Below are 13,044 nucleotides of genomic sequence, written 5' to 3' on the forward strand. Positions count from 1 at the left end.
TTGCCTCAAATGCTGTTTTGATGGCGCCTCAGGTCGTTTTGCCGAGCACTTTGCAGTGCGCGCGAGCGCTGTAAATCATTCTGTGCGACGAGCGGTTAGCTTCTATAGCGGCCCACCCTGGCAACGGTTCAGGCGTCCATGGCCTGGATTTACGCGTATAAAAGTACACGGCCTGTTGTTGCACTGGGGTCTTTCTGGTATAAAGCAGCGCTCTTTTCTAGGGGCCCGGTTCCTTCGCTAGTAGGTGTAGCCGGTAAGACCCTAAAGAAACGCGGCGCCTGGCGCCAAATGACTGAGAGATTAAGCGGCCAACCCATGCCGGGTTGGGCATGTGGTTTTAGAGGGCTGAGGCATGTCGAGAGTCTGTCAAGTTACCGGTAAGGGTCCGGTGACTGGGAATAACATTTCCCACGCAAACAACAAAACCCGTCGTCGTTTCCTGCCAAACCTGCAGCATCACCGCTTTTGGGTTGAAGAAGAGAAACGTTTTGTCCGTCTGCGCGTATCTGCCAAAGGCATGCGTGTTATCGACAAGCGCGGCATCACTGTCGTGCTGGCCGAACTGCGCCGCGACGGCAAAATCTAAGGAGCTAAATCATGCGTGAATTGATTCGAATGATCTCTAGCGCCGGTACTGGTCACTTCTACACTACCGACAAGAACAAGCGTACTACCCCGGACAAGCTCGAAAAGAAAATGTTCGACCCGCGCGTTCGCAAGCACGTGATCTACAAAGAAGGCAAAATCAAGTAATTGGTTTTCTTTCTTGTGAAAAAAAGCCCGTATCTCACGATGCGGGCTTTTTTTTGTGCCTGAAAAATGATCAGGCCTTTTCTTCGAACACCACATAGATCTTGCGGCAGGGTTCCAGCACTTCCCAAGTGCCGCTGAAGCCGGCCGGAATCACGAAGCGATCACCGGCGCGCAAGGTCTTGGCGTTGCCGTCGGCATCACGCAACACCGAAACACCCTGCACGATCTCGCAGTACTCATGCTCGGTGTAGTTGACCTTCCACTGCCCGACTTCACCTTCCCAGACACCGGCGCTCATCTGGCCGCACGGACTGTTGTAGTGGTTGTAGACGGTTTGCTCAGGGTCGCCCTTGAGGATTTTCTCCGCGGCCGGACGGTAGCGGTCAGGCTCAGTCCTGGCCTGGCTGAAGTCGACGATATTCTGGATGTTCATGGGCGTGTCCCGTCTGGCCTGCGGTTGAAGAGCTCAAAGTCTATGTTTATTAAAATGAACATCGCAAGGGCGTTTGCTGCCGTTATGTCAAATATATTGAAACATCCATCGCCGCTGGTTTAGGGTGGCAGCTGCCTTGAGCCGAACAGCTGGCTGGCCGGGCAAGCATTCTTCGAAGGTGCCTGGGTACATTGCCCGGCCCTTGTATTCAATAAGAGGAGGACACTCGCATGACCACCCTGACCCGTGCCGACTGGGAACAACGCGCCAAGGATCTGAAGATCGAAGGCCGCGCCTACATCAATGGCGAATACACCGCCGCCGTTTCCGGCGACACGTTCGAATGCCTCAGCCCGGTCGATGGCCGTCTGCTGGCAACGGTTGCCAGCTGTGACGTCGCCGACGCCCAGCGCGCGGTTGAAAACGCCCGCGCCACCTTCAATTCCGGTGCCTGGTCACGCCTGGCGCCCGCCAAGCGCAAAGCCACCATGATCCGTTTCGCCGGCTTGCTCAAGGCCAACGCCGAAGAGCTGGCACTGCTTGAAACCCTGGACATGGGCAAGCCGATCAGTGACTCCCTGAACATCGACGTTCCAGGCGCGGCGCAAGCGCTGAGCTGGAGCGGTGAGGCCATCGACAAGATCTATGATGAAGTCGCAGCCACGCCCCACGACCAGCTTGGCCTGGTGACCCGTGAGCCCGTCGGCGTGGTCGCGGCCATCGTGCCGTGGAACTTCCCGCTGATGATGGCCTGCTGGAAACTTGGGCCGGCGCTGTCCACCGGTAACTCGGTGATCCTCAAGCCGTCTGAAAAGTCGCCGCTGACCGCCATCCGCATCGCCGAACTGGCGGTTGAAGCCGGCATCCCGAAAGGCGTGTTCAACGTGCTGCCGGGCTATGGCCACACCGTGGGTAACGCCCTGGCGCTGCACATGGACGTCGACACCCTGGTGTTCACCGGTTCTACCAAGATCGCCAAGCAACTGCTGATCCGGTCCGGTGAGTCGAACATGAAGCGCGTCTGGCTGGAAGCTGGCGGCAAGAGCCCGAACATCGTGTTCGCCGATGCCCCGGACCTGCAAGCCGCCGCCGAATCCGCGGCCGGCGCCATCGCCTTCAACCAGGGCGAAGTGTGCACCGCCGGTTCGCGCCTGCTGGTGGAGCGTTCGATCAAGGATAAATTCCTGCCGCTGGTGATCGAGGCCCTCAAGGCCTGGAAGCCGGGCAACCCGCTGGACCCGGCCACCACGGTCGGCGCGCTGGTGGATACCCAGCAGATGAACACCGTGCTGTCGTACATCGAAGCCGGGCATGCCGATGGCGCCAAGCTGGTAGCCGGCGGCAAGCGCACGCTGCAGGAAAGCGGTGGCACCTATGTGGAGCCAACGATTTTCGACGGTGTGACCAACGCCATGAAGATCGCCCAGGAAGAAATCTTCGGCCCCGTGTTGTCGGTGATTGCCTTCGACAGCGTGGAAGAAGCCATCGCGATCGCCAACGACACCCAATACGGCCTGGCCGCTGCGGTGTGGACGTCGAACATCTCCAAGGCACACCTGACCGCCAAGGCACTGCGTGCCGGTAGCGTGTGGGTCAACCAGTACGATGGCGGCGACATGACCGCACCGTTCGGTGGTTTCAAGCAGTCGGGTAACGGCCGCGACAAGTCGCTGCACGCGTTCGACAAGTACACCGAGCTGAAGGCGACCTGGATCAAGTTGTAAGTCATCCCGGCGACTCCCTGTAGGAGCGAGCTTGCTCGCGAAGGACTTGAACGATGACGCGGGCATTCTGAATGCACGCGGTGCTCTCAAGTTTTTCGCGAGCAAGCTCGCTCCTACAGTTCGTTTGCGGCCCTGAAAAAACAATCCACAGGAGCGTGGAAATGCGTTGGGCGACCTATTTCGCCGTGTTGGCGTCGGTCTTGAGCGTGGGCCTGGCCTTGGGCGTGAGCATGCCGCTGGTGTCCCTGCGCCTGGAAAGCTGGGGCTACGGCAGCTTCGCTATCGGCGTGATGGCGGCGATGCCGGCCTTCGGTGTGCTGCTGGGTGCCAAGGTCTCCAGTGGCTTGGCCTCACGCCTGGGCACGGCAAACCTGATGCGCCTGTGCCTGTGGGCCGGGGCGATTTCCATCGGCCTGTTGGCGGTATTGCCCAGCTACCCGGTATGGCTGGTGCTGCGGCTGATGATCGGGGTGATCCTGACCATCGTGTTTATCCTCGGCGAAAGCTGGATCAACCAACTGGTGATCGAGCGCTGGCGCGGCCGTCTGGTGGCGCTGTATGGCTGTAGCTATGCGTTGAGCCAACTGTCAGGCCCGTTGCTGCTGGGCGCGCTGGGTACGGATAACGACATTGGCTTCTGGGTGGGCGTTGGTCTGCTGACGTTCTCGCCGATCCTGCTGCTGGGCCGCACCGGTGCGCCGACTGCCGAGTCCTTCAGCGTGACCTTCGGCGACTTGCTGCGCTTCTGCCAGGGTTTGCCGGCGATTGCCTGGGCGGTGGCGTTATTCGCCGCGTTCGAGGCGATGATTCTGACGCTGTTGCCGGTGTATTGCCTGCAACAGGGTTTCACCGCCGAGATTGCCCTGGCGATGGTCAGCACGGTGGTGGTCGGTGATGCGTTGCTGCAACTGCCGATTGGTGCACTGGCGGACTACCTGCCTCGGCGCACACTGTTTCTCGGCTGCGCGCTGATGCTGCTGGCGACGAGCCTGGCGATTCCGCTGTTGCTCGATACGCTGCTGATCTGGCCGGTGTGGGTGCTGTTCGGGGCCAGTGCCGGTGGGTTGTTCACCCTGTCGCTGATCCTGATTGGCGAGCGCTACCGCGACGACGCACTGGTGCGCGCCAATGCGCATATCGCGCAGCTGTGGGGCATCGGCTGCCTGATCGGCCCACTGGTGGCCGGTGCTGGCAGCCAGTGGATCAGCGGGCATGCGTTGCCGCTGTTGATGGCAGCGGGGGCGCTGGGATTGGTGATTCTGCTGCTGCGCCAAGGTGCATTCGGCGCCACCCAGCCGGCCTGACCTTGAAATGCGAACAACTGTGGGAGCTGGCTTGCCTGCGATAGCGAAGTGTCAGCTTGCGCATCCTGTGCCTGAGACGCCGCAATCGCGGGCAAGCCCGGCTCCCACAGGGCTCTGCGCTGTTCTTAAAGCATGCGTTCCAGCCCGACGGATGTAGCAAACCAGGCATTGAACCGGCGCCACCAACTGCCGGGTTCACGGGTCAGGGTGTGCAGTTGGCCGTTGTCCTCGGTCACCCACACCACCTGGCCATCCTGCAGTTTCGCCTGATAGCTCAACGGGGGCGCCATGCCCTCCAGTGCCAGGTTGCGCACGTGTTCCGCCAGCTCGGGACTGTCCACCAGTACGCCGACTTCGGTGTTCCACAGCACCGAGCGCGGGTCGAAGTTGAATGAGCCGATGAAGGATTTCTCCCGGTCAAAGATGATCGCCTTGCTGTGCAGGCTGGAGTCCGAGCCGCGGAAGGTGCCCTTGCGGAACAGATGAGGGCCGCTGCCGCCGCCGTCTCCCGGCTGGCGACGCAACTCGTACAGTTTCACGCCGTGTTCCAGCAACGCCTTGCGATAGGGCGCATAGCCACCGTGGACGGCTGGCACGTCGGTGGCTTCCAGGGAATTGGTCAGCAGGCTCACCGATACCCCGGCGTCCGCACGCCCGGTCAGGTACACCAGCCCGGGCTGCCCGGGCACGAAGTAGGCCGAGATCATCATCAGCTCATGGCTGACACCTTCCAGTTCGGGCGCCAGCTGGGTGGTCAGCAGCAGCCGCGGATCTGGATCGGCCTTGGCCAGCACCTTGCTCGGCGCATCCCACAGCGCCTGGTTCCAGGCCCAGATCAGCTCGCGGCGCCAGATGTCCATGCGCGGCTGAGTTTTGTAAGTGCGCAGGCGGTTGTACAGGGCATGATTTTGCTGGCGAGATTCGGCGAGGGATTCCTCCAGCCGTACGCGGGCGCTGGCCAGGTCGCCTTTGGAGGCGCTGCTGACGAAGTCACCGATGGGCTTGCTCAGGGCGCTGTTCCAGTACTGGTCGAAACTGTGGCCCAGTTGCTCGGCCACCGGGCCCACGCTGAGCATGTCGATATCGGTGAAGTTGAGGTTGGGTTCGGCGTCGAAATACTCATCCCCCAGGTTGCGCCCGCCGACGATGGCGACGCTGTTGTCCGCCAGCCACAGCTTGTTGTGCATGCGCCGATGTTGCAGCGACAGGTCGAACAGCCGCGCCATGGCACGGGTCACGCCGGTGCTGCGGCCCAGGTGCAGCGGGTTGAACAGGCGAATCTGGATCTGCGGGTGGGCGGCGAGGGTCGCGATGATCTGGTCCAGGCCGTCGCTGGTGGTGTCGTCCAGCAGGATGCGCACGCGCACGCCACGGTCGGCGGCCTTGAGCAATTCATCCACGAGCATCCGCGTACTGATGCCGTCGTGGACGATGTAGTACTGCAAGTCGAGGCTGGTCTGGGCGTTGCGGATCAGTTCGGCACGGGCCATGAAGGCTTCGCTGCTGTTGGGCAACAGGCGGAAGCCGGAGCGGCCTTTGTACGGTGCGGCCTGGGCCTGGATCGAGCGGCCGAAGGACGACTCGCTGGCCGGCAGCGCCTCACTGGGCGTGCGCGGCTGGTCGATGGTTGCGCAGCCGCCCAGGGCCAGGATGCCCAGCAGGAAAAACGGTAATAGCCGTTGGGTCATCAATGACGTGGGTTCCGAATCAGGGCGGTTGTCGGCATATGACGGCTATTTCCCGAGAAAGGTCAGTCCGCGGCTTCGGCCAGCAACTTGATGGCCGTTGCGCCGACCTTGCGCACGGCCTCTTCAATCTGCGGCGTTGGTTTGGCAGCGTAGTTCATGCGCAGGCAATTCCTGTACTTGCCGGAGGCGGAAAAGATGCTTCCCACAGCAATCTGTACACCTTCATCCAACAACACCCGGTTGAGCTTCAGGGTGTCGAAGCCTTCCGGTAATTCCACCCACAGCATGAAACTGCCCTGTGGACGGCTGGCGCGGGTGCCGGCCGGGAAGTAACGGCTGACCCAATCGAGCATCAGGTCGCGATTACGCTGGTATTGCGTGCGCATCCGCCGCAAATGCGGTTCGAAATGCCCGTCTTTCAGGAATTCGGCAATCGCGATCTGCGGTTGGGTCGCGGTGGAGCCGGTGCTGATGTATTTCATGTGCAGCACGCGTTCCAGGTACCGACCGGGTGCTACCCAGCCGATCCGCAGGCCCGGCGCCAGGGTCTTCGAGAAGGAGCTGCACAGGACGACGCGGCCATCTTCGTCGAAGGACTTGATGGTGCGTGGGCGCGGGTAGCTGTAGGCCAGTTCGCCATACACATCGTCTTCGATGATCGCCACGTCAAAGCGCTGGGCCAGGGTCAGCAGCGCGCGTTTGCGCGACTCCGGCATGATGTAGCCCAGCGGGTTATTGCAGTTGGGGGTCAGCTGGATGACTTTGATCGGCCACTGTTCCAGCGCCAGCTCCAGCGCGTCCAGGCTGATACCGGTAAGCGGGTCGGTGGGGATTTCCAGGGCTTTCATGCCCAGGCCTTTCAGGGTTTGCATGGCGCCGTGGAAGCTTGGCGAGTCGACGGCAACGATGTCGCCCGGCTCGCAGATGGCGTGGATACTGGCGGACAGCGCTTCGTGGCAACCGGTGGTGATCACCAGGTCCTGGGGCGTCAGTTGGCAGCCTGAATCGAGCATCAGGCGCGCGATCTGTTCGCGCAGCTCCAGGTTGCCGTGGATAGTGTCGTAATACAGCCCCGGCATGTCCTGACGCCGACTGATCCGGGCGAGGCTGCGCAGCAGCGGTTTCATGGTCGGCGACAATACATCCGGCATGCCCCGGCCCAACTGTATGGTGTCTTTGCGTGGCACCGCGCGGATCAGTTCCAGCACCTGGTCCCACTGGGAAATTTCCACCGGGCGCTGGGCCGGGCGGCCAACGGCGGGCAGCGCGGGCAAGTCGCGGCCTACCGGTACGAAGTAGCCGGATTTGGGTTTGGGCATCGCCAGGCCGTTGTCTTCCAGCATCCGATAGGCCTGTTGTACGGTGCTCAGGCTCACCCCGTGCTCCACGCTCAAGGCCCGCACCGACGGCAATCGATCGCCCGGGCGATAGAAGCCCTGCTCGATTCGCGTGCCTAACAGTTCGGCGAGGTTGACGTATAGGGTCATGGCGATGCTTCCCGATTACCAGTACAGATAGGCTGAAAATACAGGATTCAGGCGCCAATAGGCAGCATCTGTATGGATTTAATACAGCGAGGTTGAATCTGTCATGGTTTCGCCCGCCGGCTCATCCTACCGACTCATGGCAATACGTAAATGAGGGGCAGGAAAATGAGCGGTTTGAGCGATGTGCGGTTGGCATTACACGGTCAGGAACTGGAAGTCGGCCAGGAGCGGCGCATGGCGGCGCGTCACAAGGCCCCGGCGCTGCGCTCTTGGGCGTTGTTCTGGCACCGCATGCACACGCGCAAGACCTTGCTGGAGCTGACCCCGGAGCAACTGCGTGACGTGGGCCTGAGTGTCGAACAGGCGCGCCAGGAAGGGTTGAAGCCCTTCTGGCGCGGTTGATTCAGACCAGTTCCTTCAACCGGTGCCAGAGCATTCCCAGCGCCAACAGCGGCGAGCGCAAATGCTTGCCGCCCGGGAAAGTGATGTGCGGCACCTTGGCAAACAGATCAAAACGCCCGCTTTGCTGGCCGCTGATGGCTTCGCCCAGCAGTTTGCCCGCCAGGTGGGTGGCATTGAGGCCATGGCCGGCATAGGCCTGGGCGAAATACACGTTGGGTTGGTCGGCCAGCCGGCCAATCTGCGGCAGGCGGTTGGCGCCGATGCCAATCATGCCGCCCCATTGGTAGTCGATTTTTACGTTGGCCAACTGCGGGAACACCTGGAGCATCTTTGGCCGCATGTAGGCGCCGATGTCCTGTGGGTCGCGTCCGGAATAATGGCAGGCACCGCCGAACAGCAAGCGTCGGTCGGCGGACAGCCGGAAGTAGTCCACCGTCACCCGCTGGTCACACACCGCCATGTTTTGCGGTAGCAACTCGGCCGCCTGGGCTTCGCTCAACGGCTCGGTGGCGATGATGTAGCTGCCGGCGGGCAGCACCTTGCCGCTCAGGTGCGGGTTGAGGCCGTTCAAATAAGCATTGCAGCCCAGCACCAGGGTCTTGGCGCGCACGTTGCCTTGGGCGGTGTGAACGTTGACCTCAGGGCCGTAATCGATCCGCACCGCCTCGGAATGCTCGAACAGCTGGACGCCCAACTGCTGTGCAGCGGCGGCCTCGCCGAGGGCCAGGTTCAGCGGGTGCAGGTGGCCGGAGCCCATGTCGATCATGCCGCCTACATAGCGGTTGGAGCCGATCACACTGCGCATCTCGCTGGCTTGCAGCAGGCGCACTTCATGGCGATAGCCAAGGCCTTGCAGCTCTTCGGCGTCGGCGGCCAGGTGTTCCAGGTCGCGGGGTTTGTTGGCCAGGTCGCAGTAGCCCCAGGTCAGGTCGCAGGCGATCTGCGAACGTTCGACCCGCTGGCGCACGATCTCTACTGCTTCCAGGCCCATCAGTTTCATCTGGCTCACGCCCTCGGCGCCGATGACGTTGGTGAACTGGTCCAGTCCATGGCCGACACCACGAATCAACTGCCCGCCATTGCGCCCGCTGGCGCCCCAGGCGATCTTGCGGGCTTCCAGCAGGACCACGCTGAAACCACGCTCGGCTAGTTCCAGGGCAGTGTTAAGCCCCGAAAAACCGCCGCCCACCACGCACACATCGGCCACGATTTCACCTGTCAGCACCGGATAATCAGGCTGCGGGAAACTGCTGGCGGCGTAGTAGGAATTGGCGTGCCGGGCGCTGGCGGTCATGGGGAGCATCCCTGTTTGGAAAATTTGACGCAGGATACAGCGGTCGGGCGAAGCTGTCTCACCGAGGGCTTTTAAGGCAGAATCCACGCCTATTCGCCGTTCGGTCCCTGTGTCGATGAGTTGCAACAGTCAGAAAGTCAACGCGCTGCGCCGGCAGATTCCCTCGTTCGAGTGCGTCCCGGGTTGCCACGACTGCTGTGGGCCGGTAACCACGTCCCCCGAGGAAATGTCGCGCCTGCCGCGCAAGACCGCTGCCGAGCAGGAAGCGGCGATGGACGAACTCAACTGCGTGCACCTCGGTCCCAATGGCTGCACCGTGTACGACGAGCGCCCGCTGATTTGCCGGCTGTTCGGCACCACGCCGACCTTGCCATGCCCCAATGACCGGCGCCCGGTGGAGCTGATCCACCCACGGGTGGAAAAGCAGATTCACGCGTACATGGCGTCGACGCGTCAGGTATTGGTCTAGCGGATGTCCCCGCTCCCACATTGGCCTGTGGTGCTGTCTTAATCCGGGATCGGCAGGTTCAGGCTCTCTTTCACCTCTTCCATCACGATATAGCTCTTGGACTCCCTTACGTGGGGTAGCTTGAGCAGGATATCGCCGAGCAATTTGCGGTACGACGCCATCTCCGAGATGCGCGCCTTCACCAGGTAGTCGAAGTCCCCTGACACCAGGTGGCACTCCAGCACGTGGGGCAGTTTCAGCACGGCGCGTCGGAATTCTTCAAAGGTGTCGCCGGACTTGTAGTCGAGGCTGATTTCGACAAACACCAGCAGGCTACCCTTCAAATGCTGCGGATTGAGCCGGGCGTTGTAGCCCATGATGATCCCTTCGCGCTCCAGGCGCCGGACCCGCTCGGTGCACGGCGTGGTCGACAGCCCGACCTTTTCCCCCAGCTCAGTAAACGAAATTCGCCCGTCGGCCTGCAGGATGCGCAGGATGTTGCGGTCGATCTTGTCCAGCTCCCGCTTGGTCTGAGTGTTGGTCCGCATAGGGGATGCTCCTCCGTGAAAAGGGTTTTTGCCGAGAATTGTCGCCAAATATAGGCAGTTATATAGTGAAATGCACTGGTGATTGCTTTTTATACTGCCCACATCTTTGTGCTGAACAACAAACGTCAGCGGTCAAGCCGTGATGAGGGAATAAAAATGCGCGTTCTGGTCTTGGGTAGCGGTGTCATTGGCGTGGCCAGTGCCTACTATTTGGCACGAGCTGGTTTTGAAGTGGTCGTGGTCGACCGTCAGCCGGCTGTGGCCATGGAGACCAGTTTCGCCAACGCCGGGCAGATCTCGCCGGGCTACGCCTCGCCATGGGCTGCTCCGGGTGTGCCGCTCAAGGCCATCAAATGGCTGCTGGAGCGCCACGCACCCCTGGCGATCAAGGCCACTGCCGATATCGATCAGTACCTGTGGATGGCGCAGATGCTGCGCAACTGCACCGCCAGCCGTTATGCGGTGAACAAGGAACGCATGGTGCGCCTGTCCGAATACAGCCGCGACTGCATCGACGAACTGCGCGCCGAGACCGGCATTGCCTACGAAGGCCGCACCCTGGGGACTACTCAGCTGTTCCGCACCCAGGCCCAACTGGATGGTGCCGCCAAGGACATCGCCGTGTTGAAAGAGTCTGGCGTGCCTTACGAGCTGCTGGACCGCGCCGGCATTGCCCGGGTTGAACCAGCCCTGGCCAGCGTTACGGATATCCTCGCCGGTGCCCTGCGCCTGCCGAACGACCAGACCGGCGACTGCCAGATGTTTACCACCCGCCTTGCCGACATGTGCAAGCAACTGGGTGTCGAATTCCGCTTCGAGCAAGATATCCAGCGGCTGGACTACGCCGGTGACCGGATCAACGGCGTGTGGATCGACGGCAAGCTGGAAACCGCCGACCGCTACGTGCTGGCCCTCGGCAGCTACTCGCCGAAGCTGCTCAAGCCACTGGGGATCAAGGCGCCGGTGTACCCGCTCAAGGGTTACTCGATGACTGTGCCGATCACCAATGCGGCGATGGCCCCGACTTCGACCATTCTCGACGAGACCTACAAGGTCGCGATCACCCGTTTTGACAACCGCATCCGCGTCGGTGGCATGGCTGAGATAGCCGGTTTTGACCTGTCGCTGAACCCACGCCGGCGGGAAACCCTGGAGATGATCGTCAACGACCTTTATCCTCAGGGCGGTGATTTGAGCCAGGCCAGTTTCTGGACCGGCCTGCGCCCGACCACCCCGGACGGCACGCCGATTGTCGGTGCTACCCCGTTCAAAAACCTGTTCCTGAACACCGGTCACGGCACCCTCGGTTGGACCATGGCTTGTGGCTCTGGTCGTTTGCTGGCCGATTTGATGGCGAAGAAAACTCCGCAAATCAGTGCCGAAGGCCTCGATATTTCCCGTTATGGCAACCACCAGGAGTCCGCAAAACATGTCAATCCAGCGCCAGCTCACCAATGAGCGCATGAGCCAGATCGTTGTTCACAGCGGTACCGTGTATCTGGCAGGGCAGGTCGGCGACGACATGAGTGCCGGGATTGAACAGCAGACCCGCGAAACACTCGTCAATATCGAGCGTTTGCTGGACCTGGCCGGTACCGACAAGACCAAGCTGCTGTCGGTGACCATCTACCTGAAAGACATCGACGCCGATTTCGCCGGAATGAACGCGGTATGGGACAAGTGGCTGCCAAAAGGCGTCGCGCCGGCCCGTGCCACGGTTGAAGCGAAACTCTGCGAACCGGAAATCCTGGTGGAGCTGTCGGTTGTGGCCGCTCTGCCTTAAGCAAAACTCCTCTCCCGGTGCCCGCGCAGTCAGTGGGTGCCGGTTTTTTCTTCTCACTGCCGCCTAGAAGCCTGCCGCCATGCGTCCTGCCCGTGCCCTGATCGACCTCCAAGCCCTGCGCCACAATTATCAACTGGCCCGTGAAGTCACGGGTGGGGCCAAGGCCCTCGCCGTGATCAAGGCCGATGCCTACGGCCATGGTGCCGTGCGCGTTGCCCAGGCGCTGGAAGCCGAGGCGGACGGGTTTGCCGTCGCTTGCATCGAGGAAGCGCTGGAACTGCGGGCCGCCGGGATTCGCGGGCCGGTGCTGTTGCTGGAAGGTTTTTTCGAAGCCGACGAGCTGCCGCTGATCATCGAGCATGATTTCTGGTGCGTGGTGCATTCGCTGTGGCAGCTGGATGCAATTGAACAGGCGCAGCTCAGCAAGCCGCTGACCGTGTGGCTCAAGCTTGATTCGGGCATGCACCGTGTCGGCTTGCACCCCAAGGATTATCACGACGCTTACCAGCGCCTGCTGGCCAGCGGCAAAGTCGCGAAGATCGTGCTGATGAGCCACTTCGCCCGTGCCGATGAGCTGGACAGTACCAGCAGCGAAGAGCAAGTCGCGGTGTTTGAAGCGGCGCGCCAGGGCTTGTCGGCCCAGGTCAGCCTGCGCAATTCGCCGTCGGTGCTGGGCTGGCCGAACGTGTCCAGTGACTGGGTACGCCCGGGCATCATGCTTTACGGCGCCACGCCGTTTGGCGAAGACCAGGCCATCGCCGCACGCTTGCAGCCGGTGATGACCCTCGAATCGAAAGTCATCTGCGTACGTGAACTGCCGGCCGGCGAGCCGGTGGGCTACGGCGCCAGGTTCATCACCCCGAAACCGATGCGCATCGGCGTGGTTGCCATGGGTTATGCCGACGGCTACCCGCGCCACGCGCCCACCGGCACCCCGGTGCTGGTGGCCGGCCAGCGCAGTCAGTTGCTGGGCCGGGTGTCGATGGACATGCTGTGTATCGACCTGACCGACGTACCTCAGGCCGGGCTCGGTTCTACCGTCGAGTTGTGGGGCAAAAACATCCTCGCCAGTGACGTTGCCACCGCTGCCGACACCATTCCGTACCAGATCTTCTGCAACCTGCGCCGGGTGCCACGGCTCTATTCCGGCGCTTGAGCGGCACCCACGAATGGCAGATTC

General features: G+C 61.7%; 14 protein-coding genes and 1 pseudogene. 10 read left to right on the plus strand and 5 right to left on the minus strand.

The genetic code is table 11. The annotated features are described in order from the left end of the window. Window positions 1-352 precede the first annotated feature (352 nt). The gene (gene rpmB, locus ACUN0G_RS13955) at window positions 353-586 is read left to right on the plus strand and encodes a 50S ribosomal protein L28 (protein ID WP_003213263.1); all 234 of its coding nucleotides are present in this window, start codon (window positions 353-355) and stop codon (window positions 584-586) included. Window positions 587-597: 11 nt separating this feature from the next. Beyond that, the gene (rpmG, locus tag ACUN0G_RS13960) at window positions 598-753 is read left to right on the plus strand and encodes a 50S ribosomal protein L33 (protein ID WP_003176906.1); all 156 of its coding nucleotides are present in this window, start codon (window positions 598-600) and stop codon (window positions 751-753) included. A gap of 70 nt (window positions 754-823) precedes the next feature. Here rpmG and ACUN0G_RS13965 read toward each other — a convergent pair whose 3' ends face one another. Next, window positions 824-1,186, minus strand: a complete 363-nt coding sequence (locus ACUN0G_RS13965; RefSeq protein ID WP_003213261.1) for a cupin domain-containing protein — start codon at window positions 1,184-1,186, stop codon at window positions 824-826. A 230-nt stretch (window positions 1,187-1,416) separates the two neighbouring features. On the opposite strand from ACUN0G_RS13965, the gene ACUN0G_RS13970 reads away from it, so the two are divergent. The 3 genes and pseudogenes from ACUN0G_RS13970 (at window position 1,417) to ACUN0G_RS13980 (ending at window position 4,214) form a co-directional block, all read left to right on the plus strand. After that, a complete protein-coding gene (locus tag ACUN0G_RS13970; RefSeq protein ID WP_017476698.1) occupies window positions 1,417-2,910 on the plus strand; it encodes an aldehyde dehydrogenase in 1,494 nt (497 codons plus the stop codon). Window positions 2,911-2,941: 31 nt separating this feature from the next. Further along, window positions 2,942-3,031, plus strand: a pseudogene (locus ACUN0G_RS13975) (outer membrane lipoprotein carrier protein LolA); the annotation flags it as partial. Window positions 3,032-3,071: 40 nt separating this feature from the next. Beyond that, window positions 3,072-4,214 carry an MFS transporter gene (locus tag ACUN0G_RS13980; RefSeq protein ID WP_218263079.1) on the plus strand — a complete coding sequence of 381 codons (1,143 nt, stop codon included), beginning with the start codon at window positions 3,072-3,074 and terminating at the stop codon, window positions 4,212-4,214. Window positions 4,215-4,339: 125 nt separating this feature from the next. Here ACUN0G_RS13980 and ACUN0G_RS13985 read toward each other — a convergent pair whose 3' ends face one another. Together ACUN0G_RS13985 and ACUN0G_RS13990 are read right to left on the minus strand one after the other, a co-directional pair. Further along, window positions 4,340-5,902 (minus strand): phospholipase D family protein, encoded by a 1,563-nt coding sequence (locus ACUN0G_RS13985; protein WP_445573674.1) that lies wholly within the window; start codon window positions 5,900-5,902, stop codon window positions 4,340-4,342. Between the two features lie 62 nt (window positions 5,903-5,964). After that, a complete protein-coding gene (locus ACUN0G_RS13990; RefSeq protein ID WP_258342817.1) occupies window positions 5,965-7,389 on the minus strand; it encodes an aminotransferase-like domain-containing protein in 1,425 nt (474 codons plus the stop codon). A gap of 165 nt (window positions 7,390-7,554) precedes the next feature. Between ACUN0G_RS13990 and ACUN0G_RS13995 the strand changes: the two genes are divergently transcribed. After that, entirely contained in the window at window positions 7,555-7,791 is a 237-nt protein-coding gene (locus tag ACUN0G_RS13995; protein ID WP_258342815.1) for a DUF1127 domain-containing protein, read from the plus strand. A gap of 1 nt (window position 7,792) precedes the next feature. Here ACUN0G_RS13995 and ACUN0G_RS14000 read toward each other — a convergent pair whose 3' ends face one another. Continuing rightward, window positions 7,793-9,085, minus strand: a complete 1,293-nt coding sequence (locus ACUN0G_RS14000) for an NAD(P)/FAD-dependent oxidoreductase (protein WP_445573675.1) — start codon at window positions 9,083-9,085, stop codon at window positions 7,793-7,795. Between the two features lie 115 nt (window positions 9,086-9,200). Here ACUN0G_RS14000 and ACUN0G_RS14005 point away from each other — a divergent pair, with 115 nt between their 5' ends. Then, window positions 9,201-9,554 (plus strand): YkgJ family cysteine cluster protein, encoded by a 354-nt coding sequence (locus ACUN0G_RS14005; RefSeq protein ID WP_003208747.1) that lies wholly within the window; start codon window positions 9,201-9,203, stop codon window positions 9,552-9,554. Window positions 9,555-9,592: 38 nt separating this feature from the next. Here ACUN0G_RS14005 and ACUN0G_RS14010 read toward each other — a convergent pair whose 3' ends face one another. Further along, window positions 9,593-10,081: an Lrp/AsnC ligand binding domain-containing protein gene (locus ACUN0G_RS14010; RefSeq protein ID WP_003206849.1), complete on the minus strand. Its 489-nt coding sequence runs from the start codon at window positions 10,079-10,081 to the stop codon at window positions 9,593-9,595. A 156-nt stretch (window positions 10,082-10,237) separates the two neighbouring features. Here ACUN0G_RS14010 and dadA point away from each other — a divergent pair, with 156 nt between their 5' ends. From dadA to alr, 3 genes are all read left to right on the plus strand, one after another. Then, window positions 10,238-11,539, plus strand: coding sequence for a D-amino acid dehydrogenase (gene dadA / locus ACUN0G_RS14015; protein WP_063033857.1), 1,302 nt, complete (start codon window positions 10,238-10,240; stop codon window positions 11,537-11,539). After that, window positions 11,511-11,864: a RidA family protein gene (locus tag ACUN0G_RS14020; RefSeq protein WP_003208752.1), complete on the plus strand. Its 354-nt coding sequence runs from the start codon at window positions 11,511-11,513 to the stop codon at window positions 11,862-11,864. Before dadA ends, ACUN0G_RS14020 begins: the two co-directional genes overlap by 29 nt. A 79-nt stretch (window positions 11,865-11,943) precedes the next feature. Next, complete coding sequence (gene alr / locus ACUN0G_RS14025; protein WP_421523275.1) at window positions 11,944-13,020, plus strand: alanine racemase; 1,077 nt, start codon at window positions 11,944-11,946, stop codon at window positions 13,018-13,020. Window positions 13,021-13,044 lie beyond the last annotated feature (24 nt).

Source organism: Pseudomonas sp. 32A (assembly GCF_052682255.1).

What these genes read in the sequence shown, in the direction of transcription:
- ACUN0G_RS14020 (WP_003208752.1), top strand. Translation starts at nt 11,511, where the DNA reads ATGTCAATCCAGCGCCAGCTCACCAATGAGCGCATGAGCCAGATCGTT.
- ACUN0G_RS13980 (WP_218263079.1), top strand. Translation starts at nt 3,072, where the DNA reads ATGCGTTGGGCGACCTATTTCGCCGTGTTGGCGTCGGTCTTGAGCGTG.
- ACUN0G_RS13990 (WP_258342817.1), bottom strand. Translation starts at nt 7,389, where the DNA reads ATGACCCTATACGTCAACCTCGCCGAACTGTTAGGCACGCGAATCGAG.
- rpmG (WP_003176906.1), top strand. Translation starts at nt 598, where the DNA reads ATGCGTGAATTGATTCGAATGATCTCTAGCGCCGGTACTGGTCACTTC.
- dadA (WP_063033857.1), top strand. Translation starts at nt 10,238, where the DNA reads ATGCGCGTTCTGGTCTTGGGTAGCGGTGTCATTGGCGTGGCCAGTGCC.
- ACUN0G_RS14005 (WP_003208747.1), top strand. Translation starts at nt 9,201, where the DNA reads ATGAGTTGCAACAGTCAGAAAGTCAACGCGCTGCGCCGGCAGATTCCC.
- rpmB (WP_003213263.1), top strand. Translation starts at nt 353, where the DNA reads ATGTCGAGAGTCTGTCAAGTTACCGGTAAGGGTCCGGTGACTGGGAAT.
- ACUN0G_RS13965 (WP_003213261.1), bottom strand. Translation starts at nt 1,186, where the DNA reads ATGAACATCCAGAATATCGTCGACTTCAGCCAGGCCAGGACTGAGCCT.
- ACUN0G_RS14000 (WP_445573675.1), bottom strand. Translation starts at nt 9,085, where the DNA reads ATGACCGCCAGCGCCCGGCACGCCAATTCCTACTACGCCGCCAGCAGT.
- ACUN0G_RS13995 (WP_258342815.1), top strand. Translation starts at nt 7,555, where the DNA reads ATGAGCGGTTTGAGCGATGTGCGGTTGGCATTACACGGTCAGGAACTG.
- alr (WP_421523275.1), top strand. Translation starts at nt 11,944, where the DNA reads ATGCGTCCTGCCCGTGCCCTGATCGACCTCCAAGCCCTGCGCCACAAT.
- ACUN0G_RS13985 (WP_445573674.1), bottom strand. Translation starts at nt 5,902, where the DNA reads ATGACCCAACGGCTATTACCGTTTTTCCTGCTGGGCATCCTGGCCCTG.
- ACUN0G_RS13970 (WP_017476698.1), top strand. Translation starts at nt 1,417, where the DNA reads ATGACCACCCTGACCCGTGCCGACTGGGAACAACGCGCCAAGGATCTG.
- ACUN0G_RS14010 (WP_003206849.1), bottom strand. Translation starts at nt 10,081, where the DNA reads ATGCGGACCAACACTCAGACCAAGCGGGAGCTGGACAAGATCGACCGC.